This is a genomic window from Pseudomonas sp. LBUM1669 (assembly GCF_059695705.1).
Window position 1 is genome coordinate 1,356,362 of record NZ_CP166784.1, and the last position, 14,867, is coordinate 1,371,228.

The 14,867-nt window shown below is 58.0% G+C and carries 12 protein-coding genes and 1 pseudogene; 9 read left to right on the plus strand and 4 right to left on the minus strand.

All coding sequences use genetic code 11. The annotated features are described in order from the left end of the window. Positions 1-99: 99 nt before the first annotated feature. A pseudogene (locus ACA051_RS06125) lies at positions 100-900 on the plus strand (cation:proton antiporter family protein); the annotation flags it as partial. A 23-nt stretch (positions 901-923) separates the two neighbouring features. Here the strand turns inward: ACA051_RS06125 and ACA051_RS06130 are convergent. The 4 genes from ACA051_RS06130 to map form a co-directional block, all read right to left on the minus strand. Further along, entirely contained in the window at positions 924-1,667 is a 744-nt protein-coding gene (locus ACA051_RS06130; protein WP_497373950.1) for a M12 family metallopeptidase, read from the minus strand. Between the two features lie 382 nt (positions 1,668-2,049). Beyond that, complete coding sequence (dapC, locus tag ACA051_RS06135; protein ID WP_497373952.1) at positions 2,050-3,249, minus strand: succinyldiaminopimelate transaminase; 1,200 nt, start codon at positions 3,247-3,249, stop codon at positions 2,050-2,052. Positions 3,250-3,424: 175 nt separating this feature from the next. After that, positions 3,425-6,127 carry a [protein-PII] uridylyltransferase gene (locus tag ACA051_RS06140; protein WP_497308509.1) on the minus strand — a complete coding sequence of 901 codons (2,703 nt, stop codon included), beginning with the start codon at positions 6,125-6,127 and terminating at the stop codon, positions 3,425-3,427. A 50-nt stretch (positions 6,128-6,177) separates the two neighbouring features. Next, complete coding sequence (gene map / locus ACA051_RS06145) at positions 6,178-6,960, minus strand: type I methionyl aminopeptidase (protein ID WP_010462836.1); 783 nt, start codon at positions 6,958-6,960, stop codon at positions 6,178-6,180. Between the two features lie 373 nt (positions 6,961-7,333). On the opposite strand from map, the gene rpsB reads away from it, so the two are divergent. From rpsB to rseP, 8 genes are all read left to right on the plus strand, one after another. Further along, a complete protein-coding gene (gene rpsB / locus ACA051_RS06150) occupies positions 7,334-8,071 on the plus strand; it encodes a 30S ribosomal protein S2 (RefSeq protein ID WP_003219330.1) in 738 nt (245 codons plus the stop codon). A 192-nt stretch (positions 8,072-8,263) separates the two neighbouring features. Then, a complete protein-coding gene (tsf, locus tag ACA051_RS06155; RefSeq protein ID WP_033056302.1) occupies positions 8,264-9,127 on the plus strand; it encodes a translation elongation factor Ts in 864 nt (287 codons plus the stop codon). Between the two features lie 211 nt (positions 9,128-9,338). Beyond that, positions 9,339-10,082, plus strand: coding sequence for a UMP kinase (gene pyrH, locus ACA051_RS06160; protein WP_048719949.1), 744 nt, complete (start codon positions 9,339-9,341; stop codon positions 10,080-10,082). After that, a complete protein-coding gene (frr, locus tag ACA051_RS06165; RefSeq protein WP_403104918.1) occupies positions 10,079-10,636 on the plus strand; it encodes a ribosome recycling factor in 558 nt (185 codons plus the stop codon). The genes pyrH and frr overlap by 4 nt, the downstream gene beginning before the upstream one ends. 13 nt (positions 10,637-10,649) lie before the next feature. Beyond that, positions 10,650-11,405 (plus strand): polyprenyl diphosphate synthase, encoded by a 756-nt coding sequence (uppS, locus tag ACA051_RS06170; protein ID WP_497308511.1) that lies wholly within the window; start codon positions 10,650-10,652, stop codon positions 11,403-11,405. Then, positions 11,405-12,211, plus strand: coding sequence for a phosphatidate cytidylyltransferase (locus tag ACA051_RS06175; RefSeq protein ID WP_497308513.1), 807 nt, complete (start codon positions 11,405-11,407; stop codon positions 12,209-12,211). The genes uppS and ACA051_RS06175 overlap by 1 nt, the downstream gene beginning before the upstream one ends. Continuing rightward, complete coding sequence (ispC, locus tag ACA051_RS06180; protein ID WP_497308514.1) at positions 12,208-13,398, plus strand: 1-deoxy-D-xylulose-5-phosphate reductoisomerase; 1,191 nt, start codon at positions 12,208-12,210, stop codon at positions 13,396-13,398. Before ACA051_RS06175 ends, ispC begins: the two co-directional genes overlap by 4 nt. Before the next feature lie 54 nt (positions 13,399-13,452). Continuing rightward, on the plus strand, positions 13,453-14,805 hold the full coding sequence (gene rseP, locus ACA051_RS06185; RefSeq protein ID WP_497308516.1) for a sigma E protease regulator RseP: 1,353 nt from the start codon (positions 13,453-13,455) through the stop codon (positions 14,803-14,805). Positions 14,806-14,867 lie beyond the last annotated feature (62 nt).

The following is a 14,867-nucleotide window of genomic DNA, read 5'->3' on the forward strand; positions in this document are numbered from 1 at the left end:
CTAAGAGTCTTTGGTTCAATCACTGGTTGCGCCCCGTTTACGTCTAGCAGGATGATAAACTAAACCTAGCTGTTTACCTATTCTACATAGAAAAACTAAGGCTTGATCTTCCTCCTGCTGGGCTTGCAGTTGCCGGACATCATCAAGGCCGTGGCCAGCCATGAAACTTCGCTGTGGCCGACCTTGCTTTACCGCTGCCTGGACGTGGTGGCGATTTTTCTGGTGCTGCTGGTGTTGCGCTTTGTCTGGGTGCAGAGCATCTGGCGTTTGTCGGTTCTGCTGCGGCGATTGCGCGGCAAAGGCGAAATGACTCAAGTGCCGACCGCGCGCTCCTGCTGGCTGCTGACGGTCGGCGGCGTGCGCGGGGCCGTGACGCTGGCGGGTGTACTGTCGGTGCCGCTGCTGATGGGCGGCGACGCGTTTCCCGAGCGGGATCTGCTGATCTTCATCTCGGCCGGGGTGATTCTGCTGTCGCTGATTGCCGCGTGTATTGCGCTACCGTTGTTGCTGCGCGGCATTGAGAAAAGTCCCGACGACAAACGCCGCAATGAAGTGCGTGACGCCTGGCGCAAGACCGCCGAAGCGGCGATTCATGCGCTCGAAGCCGAAGAGGCCACTCCCCAGGACGCCGCTCAGTCCGCGTTGGCCGCCGAACTGAAGGCGCGGATCATGTCCGAGTATCGTCATCAACTGGACGTGTTCAATGATTCGGCGGAGGCCCAGGCACTGGCATTTCAGATGGATTTGCTGGAGCGGCGTCTGCGGTTGAAGGCGCTGCGAGCGCAGCGCCTGGAATTGTACAAGCTCAGCCGTCATCACCAGATTGGCGATGACGTGTTGCGAGAAGTGTTGGGGGAACTGGATTTGAGTGAGGCCAACCTAGGTCAAGTGAAGTCATGAGCGAATAGGCGACCTGACGGTTTTCAGCGTGGATAAACCGAGCTAATGAACTTGATATCTTGCTCGGACAGTTGGTTGTTTTGAGGAACTTCGATCTTGTCCCACATGACACTCGCGGGAAAGGCGTAATGCATGATTGATTTCGGGTCATAAGGTGTTTGACGGATCTGGCGGTAATCAAGTTTTTTCAGGACATTCCGGTAAATCTCTTCTTCGGTCCAACCGTGTTTTTTGAATTCGCGATAGAGGGCAGGTAGATTCCAGTCCAGCGGCGCATCGGGATGTTGGTGTTCATGTTCAACCCCAAGGGCATGACCAAACTCATGCATGACTGCTACCGTGAAAAAAGGAGACTGGTAGTCGGTGCCCAGCACCATTGTGGGCAGATGCGGGAGAATGTTTTGTGCGTCTGTCCCAATGACAGAGCTGTCTGCACCATCGTTCAGGTGAGACAGTAATATACGTATGTCGCCGTCATACAACTCGTCGTTATCGTCCAGTTCGATGAATTCAAAGTTCAGGTTTACGTGGGGTGCCCATTGTTTGATGGCAGCGACGACGGTCTGAAACATGGCTTCGTCATAGCGTGTGATAGCAATGCGCAGCGTTTGGCCGTTGGTCCAGAATTTGGTAGGCGCCGCGACGCTTCGTGCGAAGGGGGATAGGTAGTTACCACTGGCCTCGTTATCGGGGGGTTCGGAAGCGTTAATTGTAGAGCCGGCATCGTTGAGGTCGTACATGCGGCAGCAGGGTTTTGGAATGTTCATATGTTATCGCTACTTGTAAGTGTTTAAATAGTTTTGATTTTTTAAGATGCAGGAAAAGCTACTCGCGTGGCAGTTTCAGGTGTTCCGCATTCGGTAAGTTGTAATCGATATAAAGATAAGTAGCGAATGTTGTGGTGTTTCATTATGTTTGTGGTTTTGGCTCTTTCGCATTGCATTGCGCGCTGCGAATACTAAAAGTCCTCTATTTGGTTGTATATTTAAGAGTGGATAGAGGTGGCTGGGTGGCTTCTTTTATTGTGGGCATGCGAAGGCGCTACTAAAGAGTTAGAAGGGCGCTCAAGTAGTTTGGATGTTTGTAGTGGGTTAAGTTCGGCTTTGCAACAACGCCCCGCGCCATGGGTATGGCGCGGGGGGGGCAGTGTTACTTGTTGCGCGTAATAAAGGCGCGAATGCGTTCTGCGGCTTCTATGCATTCTGCCAGTGGCGCAACCAGCGCCAAGCGGACGCGACCTGCACCCGGGTTGAAGCCATCAACCGCACGGGACAAATATGAGCCCGGTACCACGGTCACGTGTTCCTCCACAAACAGATCACGGCAAAACTCCTCGTCATCGCCTTCAACATTCGGCCACAGGTAAAAACCACCATCCGGACGCTGCACGTCCATCACCGGGCTGAGGATTGCCAGCACCGCATCGTACTTCTCCCGGTACAGCGCACGGTTGGCGCGGACATGCACTTCGTCATTCCACGCGGCGACGCTGGCCAGTTGGGTCTGAACCGGCATGGCGCAGCCGTGGTAGGTGCGATAGAGCAGGAAGCCCTTGAGGATGTCGGCGTCACCGGCGACAAAACCTGAACGCAGGCCCGGCAAGTTGGAGCGCTTGGACAGGCTGTGGAACACCACGCAGCGCTTGAAGTCCTTGCGGCCCAGCTCCACGCAAGCACTGAGCAGACCGGCCGGCGGGGTTTGTTCGTCGAAATACAGCTCGCTGTAGCACTCGTCCGCAGCTATCACGAAATCGTATTCGTCAGCCAGGGCGATCAGTTTTTTCAGGGTGTCGACCGGAATCAGCGCGCCGGTCGGATTGCCTGGCGAGCACAGGAACAGGATCTGGCAGCGTTTCCAGATGTCCGGCGAGACAGCGTCGAAATCCGGGTTGAAGCCGTTTTCGTCCAGGCATGGCAGGTAGTGCGGCTTGGCCCCGGCGAGGAACGCCGCGCCTTCGTAGATCTGGTAGAACGGGTTCGGGCTGACCACCAGTGCGTCTTCGCCACGGTTGACCACGGTCTGGGTGAAGGCAAACAGCGCTTCACGAGTGCCGTTGACTGGCAGCACGTTGCGCGCGGGGTCGAGCCAACCGTTCGGGACGCTGAAGCGGCGTTCGCACCAGGCGGCGATGGCTTCGCGCAGGGCAGGGATACCGAGGGTAGTCGGGTACACGGCCATCTGATCCAGATTGTTTGCCAGGGCTTCAGCGACAAAGCTTGGCGAACGGTGCTTCGGCTCGCCGATGGACAGCGCGATGGCGCGCTTTTCCGGGTTTGGCGTGACGCTGCCGAGCAGGGCGCGGAGCTTCTCGAACGGGTAGGGCTGCAATTGGTTCAGAGCGTTGTTCATGAGGGGCCTCTTTAAATCTGGGAGCGAGCCTGTGTGGCGAGGGGATTTATCGCCGTTGGGTTGCGGAGCGGCCCTGGCATTTCAAAATTAAACCGCGTTTGCGACTGCTTCGCAGTCGAACGGGGATAAATCCCCTCGCCACAAAAGCTCTATCCCACAGGGAAAGTTGGTTAGTTCAAATACTCAAGCGCGACAGTTTGATATCCGGTTCATGACTGACGCTCAGCTGTTCGACGATTGCATCCTGCAAGCGGCTGCACAGCAATGGGTCGGACAACGGCTGGTTGTTCGCGTCGGTGATGAAGAACACGTCTTCCACGCGCTCGCCCAAGGTGGCGATCTTGGCGTTCTGCAGCGACAAGTCGAATTCCAGGAAGATTGTGCCGATGCGCGCGAGCAGGCCCGGCCGATCGGGCGCGCTAAGTTCCAGCACCGTCACCGGACGCTGCGCGTCGTTGTGGATCGTCACTTGAGGCGCAAACGCAAAATGCTTGAGCTGGCGCGGCACGCGACGCTGGATGATGGTCGGGTAGTCGTCCGGGTTGCGCAGGGCTTCGGTCAGGCCGTCGCGGATCTGTTTGACCCGCGTCGGGTTATCGCCAATCGAGTCGCCGTCAGCGTCGAGCACGATGTAAGTGTCGAGGGTGAACTGGCTGCTGGACGTGATGACCCGGGCGTCGTGAATGTTCAGGTTGAGCTGGTCCATCGCGGCCACGGTCACGGCGAAGAAGTCATGCTGGTCAGGTGCATAGATGAAGATCTGCGTACCGCCTTCGAATTCGCGCTGGGTGGTTTCCTTGATCAGCACCAACGGCCCGCCATCAGCCGGTTGCTGGAGGATCGCGTCACTGTGCCAGGCGACGTCGCCGGCAGTGTGACGCAGAAAGTAGTCATCGCCCAGTTGCGACCAGAGCTGTTCCACATCGTCCGGATCGGTGCCGCCGCGCACCAGGATGTCCAACGCTGCGCTTTGGGTCTGGCGGATCTGCATTTCGCGGTCCACCGGGTTTTCCAGGCCACGGCGAAAGGCGCGCTTGGTCTCGGTGTAGAGCTGGCGCAAGAGGCTGGCGCGCCATGAGTTCCACAGGGTCGGGTTGGTGGCGTTGATGTCGGCGACGGTCAGTACGTACAGGTAGTCGAGACGGGTTTCGTCGCCGACGGCCTGGGCGAAATCGTGGATCACCTGCGGGTCGGACAAGTCCTTGCGCTGGGCGGTGGTCGACATCACCAGGTGGTTCTGCACCAGCCAGACGATCAGGCGGCTGTCCCACACCGGGAGTTGGTGGCGCTGGCAAAAGGCTTCGGCATCCACAGCACCGATTTCCGAGTGGTCGCCATGCCGGCCCTTGCCGATGTCGTGGTACAGGCCAGCCAGGTAAATCAGCTCGGGTTTGGGCAACTTGGCCATGAGCTTGCTGGCCAGCGGGAATTTTTCCGACACCTGGGTGTACTGCAACTTACGCAGGTGCTTGATCAGATTCAGGGTGTGGGCGTCGACCGTATAGATGTGAAACAGGTCGTGCTGCATCTGCCCGACGATAAAGCCGAACTCCGGCAAATAACGCCCGAGGATGCCGTAACGGTTCATGCGGCGCAGGTTGCGGTGGATGCCGATCTTGCACTTGAACAGCTCGATGAACAGGCTGGTATTGCGAATGTCGTTGCGGAAATCGTCGTCGATCAGGTAGCGGTGCTCGCGCAGCAGACGAATGGTATCGGCGCGCACGCCTTTGATTTCCGGTTGCTGGGCCATCAGCACGAAGATCTCGAGCATGGCGAACGGTGTGCGACGGAACACGTTGTCGTTACGCGCTTCGATATAGCCATCGTGCAGCTGGAACCGCGAGTTGATCGGCTGCGGCGGCGCTTCGTCTTCCGGGGCGAGGATGACTTCTTCGAAGTGCTGGATGATCAGGTCGCTGAGCTGGGCAATGCTCATGACCACCCGGTAATACTGCTGCATGAAGTTTTCGATGGCTTGCTTGGCGTCATCGCCCTCGAAACCCAGCAGCCCGGCAATCGAGCGCTGGTGGTCGAACAGCAAGCGATCTTCGGAGCGACCGGCAAGCATGTGCAGCGCGTACCGGACCTTCCACAAAAACTCCTGGGACGAGGCGAGCAGGGCGTTCTCGCTTTCGACCAGGAAACCTTCACCGGCCAGAGCTCGCAGGTTCAGGGTGCCGTATTCGCGACGGGCCACCCACAGAATCGTCTGAATGTCCCGCAGGCCGCCGGGCGATCCTTTGACGTTGGGTTCCAGGTTGTATTCGGTGTCGTTGTATTTGTGGTGACGGGCCTTTTGCTCGGCGCGCTTGGCCAGGAAGAAGTCCTTGCTCGGCCACATGTGCGCGGTGCTGGTGACGTCAAGCATGCGCTGGCGCAAACGCTCGGGGCCGCAGATGGTGCGGCTTTCCATCAGGTTGGTGACAACCGTCAGGTCGGCGCGGGCTTCAATGGCGCATTCGTCCACCGAGCGCACGCTCTGGCCGACTTCCAGGCCGATGTCCCACAACAGCGTCAGAAAACGCTCGATGGAATCACGGAATACTTCGTGATCGGCGCTGTCCAGCAGGATCAGCAGGTCGATGTCGGAATAAGGGTGCAACTCGCCGCGACCGTAGCCGCCGACCGCGACCAGCGCGATGTCGGCGTCTTCGCTCCAGTTGAATTGCTCCCAGGCCTTTTGCAGGATGTTATCGACGAACCAGGCGCGATCCTCGATCAACCGGCGGATGTCCCGGCCGCTGCGAAAGCGCCCGTCGAGCACCTCGCGGGCCTGGCGGATCGCCTTCTTGAAGGCCGCGATCGGGCTTGCCTTCAGGGCCAGTTCAGCCTGGAACTGGCCGCGGTCGAAGAGTTCGGGATCCACCTGCGGCATCGATTGGCTTTCCTATCTATCTATAAGGTTGGGAGCTGCCTGGGGGCGGATCAGGCCGAAACGCGCGGGATGGTGTCATCGGCGCGCAAGGTGAATATTTCGTAACCGGTCTCGGTCACCAGCAGGGTGTGCTCCCACTGGGCCGACAACTTGCGGTCCTTGGTGATCGCGGTCCAGCCGTCACCCAATACCTTGGTGTCAGCCTTGCCCTGGTTGATCATCGGCTCGATGGTGAAGGTCATGCCCGCTTTCAGCTCCATGCCGGTGCCGGCGCGGCCGTAATGCAGGATTTGCGGCTCTTCGTGAAACACTTTGCCGATGCCATGACCACAGAACTCGCGAACCACCGAGAAACCGTTCTTTTCAGCGTGTTTCTGAATGATTTCACCAATGTCGCCCAGGCGGCAGCCGGGTTTGACGATTTCGATGGCCTTGTACATGCATTCCTGAGTCACTTGCGACAGGCGCTCGGCCCAGACCGGCACGCTGCCGACGTGGAACATGCGGCTGGTGTCGCCGTGGAAACCGTCCTTGATGACGGTGACATCAATGTTCAGGGTGTCGCCATCCTTCAGCGGCTTCTCGTTCGGGATGCCGTGGCAGACCACGTGGTTGATCGAGGTGCAGATCGACTTCGGGTAGCCTTTGTAGTTGAGCGGGGCCGGGATGGCTTTCTGCTCGTTGACGATGTAGTCGTGGCAGATGCGGTCCAGTTCTTCGGTGGTGATACCCGGCTTGACATGTTCGGCAATCATTTCCAGCACATCGGCGGCCAGTTTGCCGGCGACACGCATCTTTGCGATGTCCTCGGGGGTTTTGAGGGTGACGGTCATACAGGCTCTCTCTGCGCTCGATGGCGCTTGCTGAAACGAAATGGGCATTGCGCGATCGATCTTCGCGGCCCTGAAAAACGCGATTCTAACAGACGATCAGCGCAAATCTGAGCCTCTGTGCATCGCTTCTCTCTATAGATTGGCGCATTCTTGGGCGATTCCAAGTGCGCGGTTGAAGTCGCGCACCAGGAATTGAGAATCCGGGTTCCGTTTTTTTCAGTCCTGTGATATAAAATGCGCCGCTTTCCGGGGATACCCCGAAAGGCTTAAATCCACACACGTGTCGACACGATGACCTGGGTGCCTTCAGCTGATGCTGCTGGTTGGTCATTGGGATACGTGGAGGCCAAACCCGACTTATTAAGGAACTATCATGTCCCAAGTCAACATGCGCGATATGCTGAAGGCCGGTGTGCACTTCGGTCACCAGACCCGTTACTGGAACCCGAAAATGGGTAAGTACATTTTCGGCGCGCGTAACAAGATCCACATTATCAACCTTGAAAAAACCCTGCCAATGTTCAACGAAGCTCTGACTTTCGTAGAGCGTCTGGCCCAGGGCAAAAACAAGATTCTGTTCGTCGGCACCAAGCGTTCCGCTGGCAAGATCGTTGCTGAAGAAGCAGCACGTTGCGGCTCGCCTTACGTCGATCACCGCTGGTTGGGCGGCATGCTGACCAACTTCAAAACCATCCGTGCTTCCATCAAGCGTCTGCGTGACCTTGAAGTGCAAGCCGAAGACGGTACTTTCGCCAAGCTGACCAAGAAAGAAGCGCTGATGCGCACTCGTGATCTTGAGAAGCTCGATCGTTCCCTGGGTGGTATCAAGGACATGGGCGGTCTGCCAGACGCACTGTTCGTTATCGACGTTGATCACGAGCGCATCGCGATCACCGAAGCCAACAAGCTGGGCATCCCGGTAATCGGCGTAGTCGATACCAACAGCAGCCCGGAAGGCGTTGACTACATCATCCCAGGCAACGATGACGCAATCCGCGCTATCCAGTTGTACATGGGTTCGATGGCTGACGCTGTTATCCGCGGTCGCAACCACGTTGCTGGCGGCACCGAGCAGTTCGTTGAAGAAGCTCCGGTAGCAGCAGCTGAGTAATTGACGCCTTGGCGTTGACTCAGTAAGCAAAAAGGGGGCTTGGCCCCCTTTTTGCCACCTCGGAAACCGTTTGTCGGTAGCGCAGCTACAGCTTCTGTAACGTGCAGCGACTTACAAAGGTGTTTCGGGAAGAATTGAACGCCCGTTCGATCGGGTGGAATGGTTGATAACCTATCCAAGAGGATTTTTGAAATGGCAGAGATTACTGCAGCGTTGGTTAAAGAACTGCGTGAGCGTACCGGCGAAGGCATGATGGATTGCAAAAAGGCCTTGACCAAGGCCGGCGGCGACATCGAAAAAGCCATTGATGACATGCGTGCTTCCGGCGCTATCAAGGCTGCCAAGAAAGCAGGCAACGTCGCTGCTGAAGGCGCAATCGCTCTGAAAGAAGACGGTAAATCCGCCGTTCTGCTGGAAGTGAACTCGCAGACCGACTTCCTGGCTTTGCAGGATGACTTCAAGGCATTTGTCGCTTCCAGCGTTGAAAAAGCGTTCGCTGACAAGCTGACTGACGTTGCTCCGCTGATCGCCGCTCAAGAAGCCGATCGTCTGGTCCTGGTCGGCAAGGTTGGCGAAAACGTCAACATTCGTCGCCTGGCTCGTGTTGAAGGTGACGTTGTTGGTGGTTACCTGCACGGCAACAAGATCGGTGTTGTGGTTGCCCTTAAAGGCGGCAGCGTTGAGCTGGCCAAAGACATCGCCATGCACGTAGCGGCGACCAACCCTGAATTCCTGCTGCCATCGGAAGTTTCCGCTGAAGCGGTTGAACGCGAGAAGGGCGTTTTCCTGACCCTCAACGCTGACAAGATCGCTGGCAAGCCAGAAAACATCGTTGAAAACATGGTCAAAGGCCGTATCAGCAAGTTCCTGGCTGAAGCGAGCCTGGTTGAGCAGGCGTTCGTCAAGAACCCTGAAATCAAGGTTGGCGAACTGGCTAAGAAAGCCGGTGCTGAAATCGTCTCCTTCACCTACTTCAAAGTAGGCGACGGCATCGAGAAGCCGGTCGACAACTTCGCTGAAGAAGTTGCTGCCCAGCTGGCTGCCGCCAAGCAATAAGACGGTTTTTTAACTGTCGCCCTGAAGAGGCTGCCCGCTTACGCGCGCAGCCTCTTTTCAGATGGGGCACCAATTTTTAATTGGTTTCCCTTTGGAACTGGCTTACAAAGCCATGTTCCGATGGCGCTGAAGCAGCGCCAAGCTAGAGTGAACAGCCAGCTGTAAACAGCTAGCAAAGAATTTTTAAAATACGCCGCAGGAGAGATTCGCAATGGCTCAGCAGGGCAGTGGTTATCAGGCTCGCTATAAACGCATTCTACTCAAGCTTAGCGGCGAGGCCCTGATGGGGTCCGAAGAGTTTGGGATCGATCCCAAGGTGCTGGATCGCATGGCGCTGGAAGTCGGCCAACTGGTCGGCATCGGTGTTCAGGTCGGTCTGGTGATCGGCGGTGGCAACCTGTTCCGCGGTGCAGCGCTGAGCGCGGCCGGCATGGATCGGGTCACCGGCGACCACATGGGCATGCTGGCCACTGTAATGAACGCCCTGGCCATGCGAGACGCCCTGGAACGAGCCAATATCACCGCTATCGTGATGTCGGCTATTTCCATGGTCGGCGTAACCGATCACTATGATCGGCGCAAAGCCATGCGCCACCTGGATGCCAAGGAAGTTGTGATTTTTGCTGCCGGTACCGGCAACCCGTTCTTCACCACCGATTCGGCAGCTTGTCTGCGCGGCATCGAAATCAACGCGGACGTGGTGCTCAAGGCCACCAAGGTTGATGGTGTTTACACCGCTGACCCATTCAAAGACCCGCATGCCGAGAAGTTCGATCATCTGACTTACGATGAAGTGCTGGATCGCAAGCTGGGCGTGATGGATCTGACGGCCATTTGCCTGTGTCGCGACCACAAGATGCCGTTGCGCGTCTTTAACATGAACAAGCCCGGCGCCCTGCTGAACATCGTACATGGCGGCGCTGAAGGAACCCTGATCGAGGAAGGCCAACAATGATCAATGAAATCAAGAAAGACGCTCAAGAGCGCATGAAAAAATCCGTTGAATCGCTGGCGCACAACTTCGGCCGCATTCGTACCGGCCAGGCGCACCCAAGCATTCTTGAAGGCGTGATGGTGCCGTATTACGGTTCAGACACGCCGATCAAGCAGGTGGCGAACATCACGGTCAAAGACGCCCGTACCCTGCAAGTCGTTGCTTTTGAGCGCAACATGCTCGGTGCCGTCGACAAGGCGATCGGGAGTGCAGGTCTGAACCTCAACCCGACCAACCTGGGTGAGTTGCTGTTGATCTCCATGCCGGCCCTGACCGAAGAAACCCGCAAGGGCTTCACCAAGCAGGCTCGTGACGTCGCTGAAGATGCCCGTGTTGCCGTGCGCAACATCCGTCGCGATGCCAACAGCTCGCTGAAGGATCTGGTCAAGGAAAAAGAAATCAGCGAAGACGAAGAGCGTCGCGCCACTGGCGAGATCGACGATTTGACCAAGAAGTACGTGGCTGAAATCGACGCGAATCTGGCGCAGAAAGAAAAAGACCTGATGGCCGTATAAGGGTCGCGTTTTCATGGAAAAGACTAAGCAGACTGCGCCGTCCGCGGTGCCGCGCCATGTCGCGATCATCATGGATGGTAATAATCGCTGGGCGAAAAAGCGCTTCATGCCCGGTGTCGCCGGTCATAAAGCGGGCGTCGATGCGGTTCGCGCAGTGATCGAGGTGTGTGCCGAGGCCGGGGTCGAGGTCTTGACCCTGTTCGCCTTTTCCAGTGAGAACTGGCAGCGCCCGGCCGATGAAGTCAGTGCCTTGATGGATCTGTTCTTCAAGGCGCTGCGTCGCGAGGCCAAGCGCCTCAATGACAACAACATCAGTCTGCGCATCATCGGTGATCGTTCGCGCTTTCATCCCGAGCTTCAGGTCGCCATGCGTGAAGCCGAGGCGATGACCGCCGGCGCGAACCGCTTTGTCTTGCAGATCGCCGCCAACTACGGCGGTCAGTGGGACATCGCGCAAGCCGCGCAGCGTCTGGCGCGGGAGGTTCAGGCCGGGCATCTGCGTCCGGAGGACATCACCCCGGAGCTGTTGCAGACCTGTCTGGCCACCGGCGATCTGCCGTTGCCGGACTTGTGCATCCGCACCGGTGGCGAACACCGCATCAGTAACTTCCTGCTCTGGCAACTGGCTTATGCCGAGTTGTACTTCTCCGACCTGTTCTGGCCGGACTTCAAACACGACGCCATGCGTAACGCGCTGGCCGATTTCGCTTCTCGCCAGCGCCGCTTCGGTAAAACGAGCGAGCAGGTCGAGGCTGGAGCCCGGTTTTAATGCTTAAACAACGAATCATCACTGCGCTGATCCTGCTGCCGATCGCTTTGTGCGGGTTTTTCCTGCTCGAGGGTACAGGCTTCGCGCTGTTCATCGGGTTGGTCGTGACCCTCGGCGCATGGGAGTGGGCTCGCCTGGCAGGCTTCAACGCCCAGCCGATTCGCGTGGGCTACGCGGTTGGGGTCGCCTTGATGCTGTTTGTCATGCACATCCTGCCGGGGCTCGCGCCCTGGGTACTGGGCGCTTCGGTGCTCTGGTGGGGCGTGGCGACGTATCTGGTGCTGACTTATCCGCGTTCCAGCGAGCACTGGTCCAGCGCCGCCTGCAAGCTGGTGATCGGTTTGCTGATCCTGCTGCCAGCCTGGCAGGGTCTGGTCCAGATCAAGCAGGAACCCTTGGGTAACTGGTTGATCATGGCGGTGATGGTGCTGGTCTGGGGTGCCGATATCGGCGCGTATTTTTCCGGCCGGGCCTTTGGCAAGCGCAAGCTGGCGCCGCAGGTCAGTCCTGGCAAGAGCTGGGAAGGCGTGTACGGCGGCTTGCTGCTGAGTCTGTTGATTACGGCGATCGTTGGATTTGTGCGCGACTGGAGTTTCGTGCAAATGCTGATGGGCCTGATCGGTGCGGCAGTGATCGTCTTCATCTCGGTCGTGGGCGACCTCACCGAGAGCATGTTCAAGCGTCAATCGGGGATCAAGGACAGCAGTAACTTGCTGCCGGGCCACGGCGGTGTGCTGGATCGCATCGACAGCCTGACGGCCGCGATCCCGGTATTCGCCGTGTTGTTGTGGATGGCTGCACCGTGAGCCGTCCACAACAGATTACCGTTCTGGGGGCGACCGGTTCGATCGGTCTGAGCACCCTCGACGTGATCGCTCGCCATCCCGAGCGTTATCAAGTGTTCGCCTTGAGCGGTTTTACTCGCCTGAGTGAGCTGCTGGCTTTGTGCGTGCGCCATACGCCGCAGTTTGCCGTCGTACCGGAAGCGGGTGCTGCCCGAACCTTGCAGCACGACTTGCGCGCCGCAGGCCTGTCGACCCGCGTGCTGGTTGGGGAAGAGGGGCTGTGTCAGGTGGCTTCCGACCCTGAGGTCGATGCGGTCATGGCGGCCATCGTTGGCGCGGCGGGCTTGCGTCCGACCCTGGCGGCGGTCGAGGCAGGCAAGAAGATCCTGCTGGCCAACAAAGAAGCGCTGGTCATGTCGGGTGCGCTGTTCATGCAGGCCGTGCGCAAAAGCGGTTCGGTGCTGCTACCGATCGACAGCGAGCACAACGCGATTTTTCAGTGCATGCCACAGGATTTCGCCCGTGGGCTTGGCGCGGTGGGCGTGCGTCGGATTCTGCTGACAGCCTCTGGTGGTCCGTTCCGACAGACGCCGATGGCCGAACTGGCGCATGTTTCCCCTGAGCAAGCGTGCGCTCATCCGAACTGGTCCATGGGTCGCAAGATTTCGGTCGATTCGGCCAGCATGATGAACAAAGGGCTCGAGTTGATCGAAGCCTGCTGGCTGTTCGACGCCAAGCCGTCCCAGGTCGAAGTGGTGATTCATCCTCAGAGCGTGATTCATTCGCTGGTCGACTATATCGATGGTTCGGTGCTGGCGCAGTTAGGCAATCCGGACATGCGCACGCCGATCGCCAACGCCCTGGCCTGGCCGGAGCGCATCGATTCGGGTGTGGCGCCGCTGGATCTGTTTGCCATCGCGCGACTGGATTTCGAGGTGCCCGATGAAGAGCGTTTCCCTTGCCTGCGCCTTGCGCGTCAGGCCGCTGAAGCGGGCAATAGTGCTCCGGCCATACTTAATGCAGCGAATGAAGTGGCTGTCGCGGCGTTTCTCGACGGGCGGGTTCGCTACCCGGAAATCGCGAGTATCATCGAGGAAGTGTTAAACCTCGAGCCGGTCGTTGCGCTGGATGATCTCGAGGCGGTGTTTACGGCCGACGCGAAAGCGCGAGTACTCGCCGTGCAATGGTTGAACCGTCACGGGCGGTAAGTGCTGCAATACGTTGGCCCCATGCGGCACTGGATAGGATTGCGGAGAAAATAGATGAGCGCGCTCTATATGATTGTCGGCACCCTGATTGCATTGGGCGTGCTGGTCACCTTCCACGAGTTCGGCCATTTCTGGGTCGCACGTCGCTGTGGGGTCAAAGTGCTGCGCTTCTCCGTAGGCTTTGGCATGCCGCTGCTGCGCTGGCACGACAAGAAAGGCACCGAGTTCGTGGTGGCTGCCATTCCGTTGGGCGGCTATGTGAAGATGCTCGACGAGCGCGAAGGCGAAGTGCCGGCCGATCAGCTCGATCAATCCTTCAATCGCAAATCGGTCCGTCAGCGCATTGCCATCGTGGCGGCCGGGCCGATTGCCAACTTTCTATTGGCAATGGTGTTTTTCTGGGTGTTGGCCATGCTCGGCAGCGAGCAGGTGCGGCCAGTCATCGGCGCGGTCGAGTCCGGTAGTATCGCCGCCAAGGCCGGTCTGGGTGCTGGTCAGGAAATTATTGCCATCGATGGCGAGCCAACGTCCGGTTGGGCCGCAGTCAATCTGCAACTGGTTCGTCGTCTTGGCGAGAGTGGTTCTCTACAATTGCTGGTGCGTGAGCAGGGCTCCACGGCGGATTCACCCCGTGAGCTGATGCTGGATAAATGGCTCAAGGGGGCTGACGAACCGGATCCGATTCGTTCGCTGGGTATTCGTCCTTGGCGTCCAGCGTTGCCGCCCGTATTGGCTGAACTGGATTCGAAAGGGCCGGCACAGGCTGCGGGCCTGAAGACCGGTGATCGGCTGTTGGCGCTGGATGGCAAGTCACTCGATGACTGGCAGCAGGTGGTCGACACGGTCCGTATGCAACCGGATACCAAAATCATGCTGCGCGTTGAGCGTGATGGTGCTCAAATCGACGTCCCTGTGACCTTGGCCGCTCGCGGCGAGAGCAAGGCGCCTACCGGTTATCTGGGGGCAGGGGTGAAGGCGGTCGATTGGCCACCAGAGATGATTCGTGAGGTCAGTTATGGCCCGGTGGCCGCAATTGGCGAGGGTGCTCGACGCACCTGGACCATGAGCGTACTGACCCTCGATTCGCTCAAGAAAATGTTGTTCGGCGAGCTCTCGGTAAAAAACTTGAGTGGACCGATAACCATTGCTAAAGTGGCGGGCGCTTCTGCCCAGTCGGGTGTCGCTGATTTCCTGAATTTCCTTGCTTATCTGAGTATTAGCTTGGGGGTTCTGAATTTGTTGCCCATTCCTGTACTGGATGGGGGACATTTGTTGTTTTATCTGATCGAGTGGGCGCGTGGTCGTCCCTTGTCGGATCGGGTGCAGGGTTGGGGGATACAGATAGGTATCAGTTTGGTGGTCGGGGTGATGTTGCTTGCTCTGGTCAATGATTTGAGCCGTCTGTAACACTTCGCTGAATTGCGAATCTGCCGCATTTTGCGGCAGTTTGTTTATTGCCAGTTGGAATA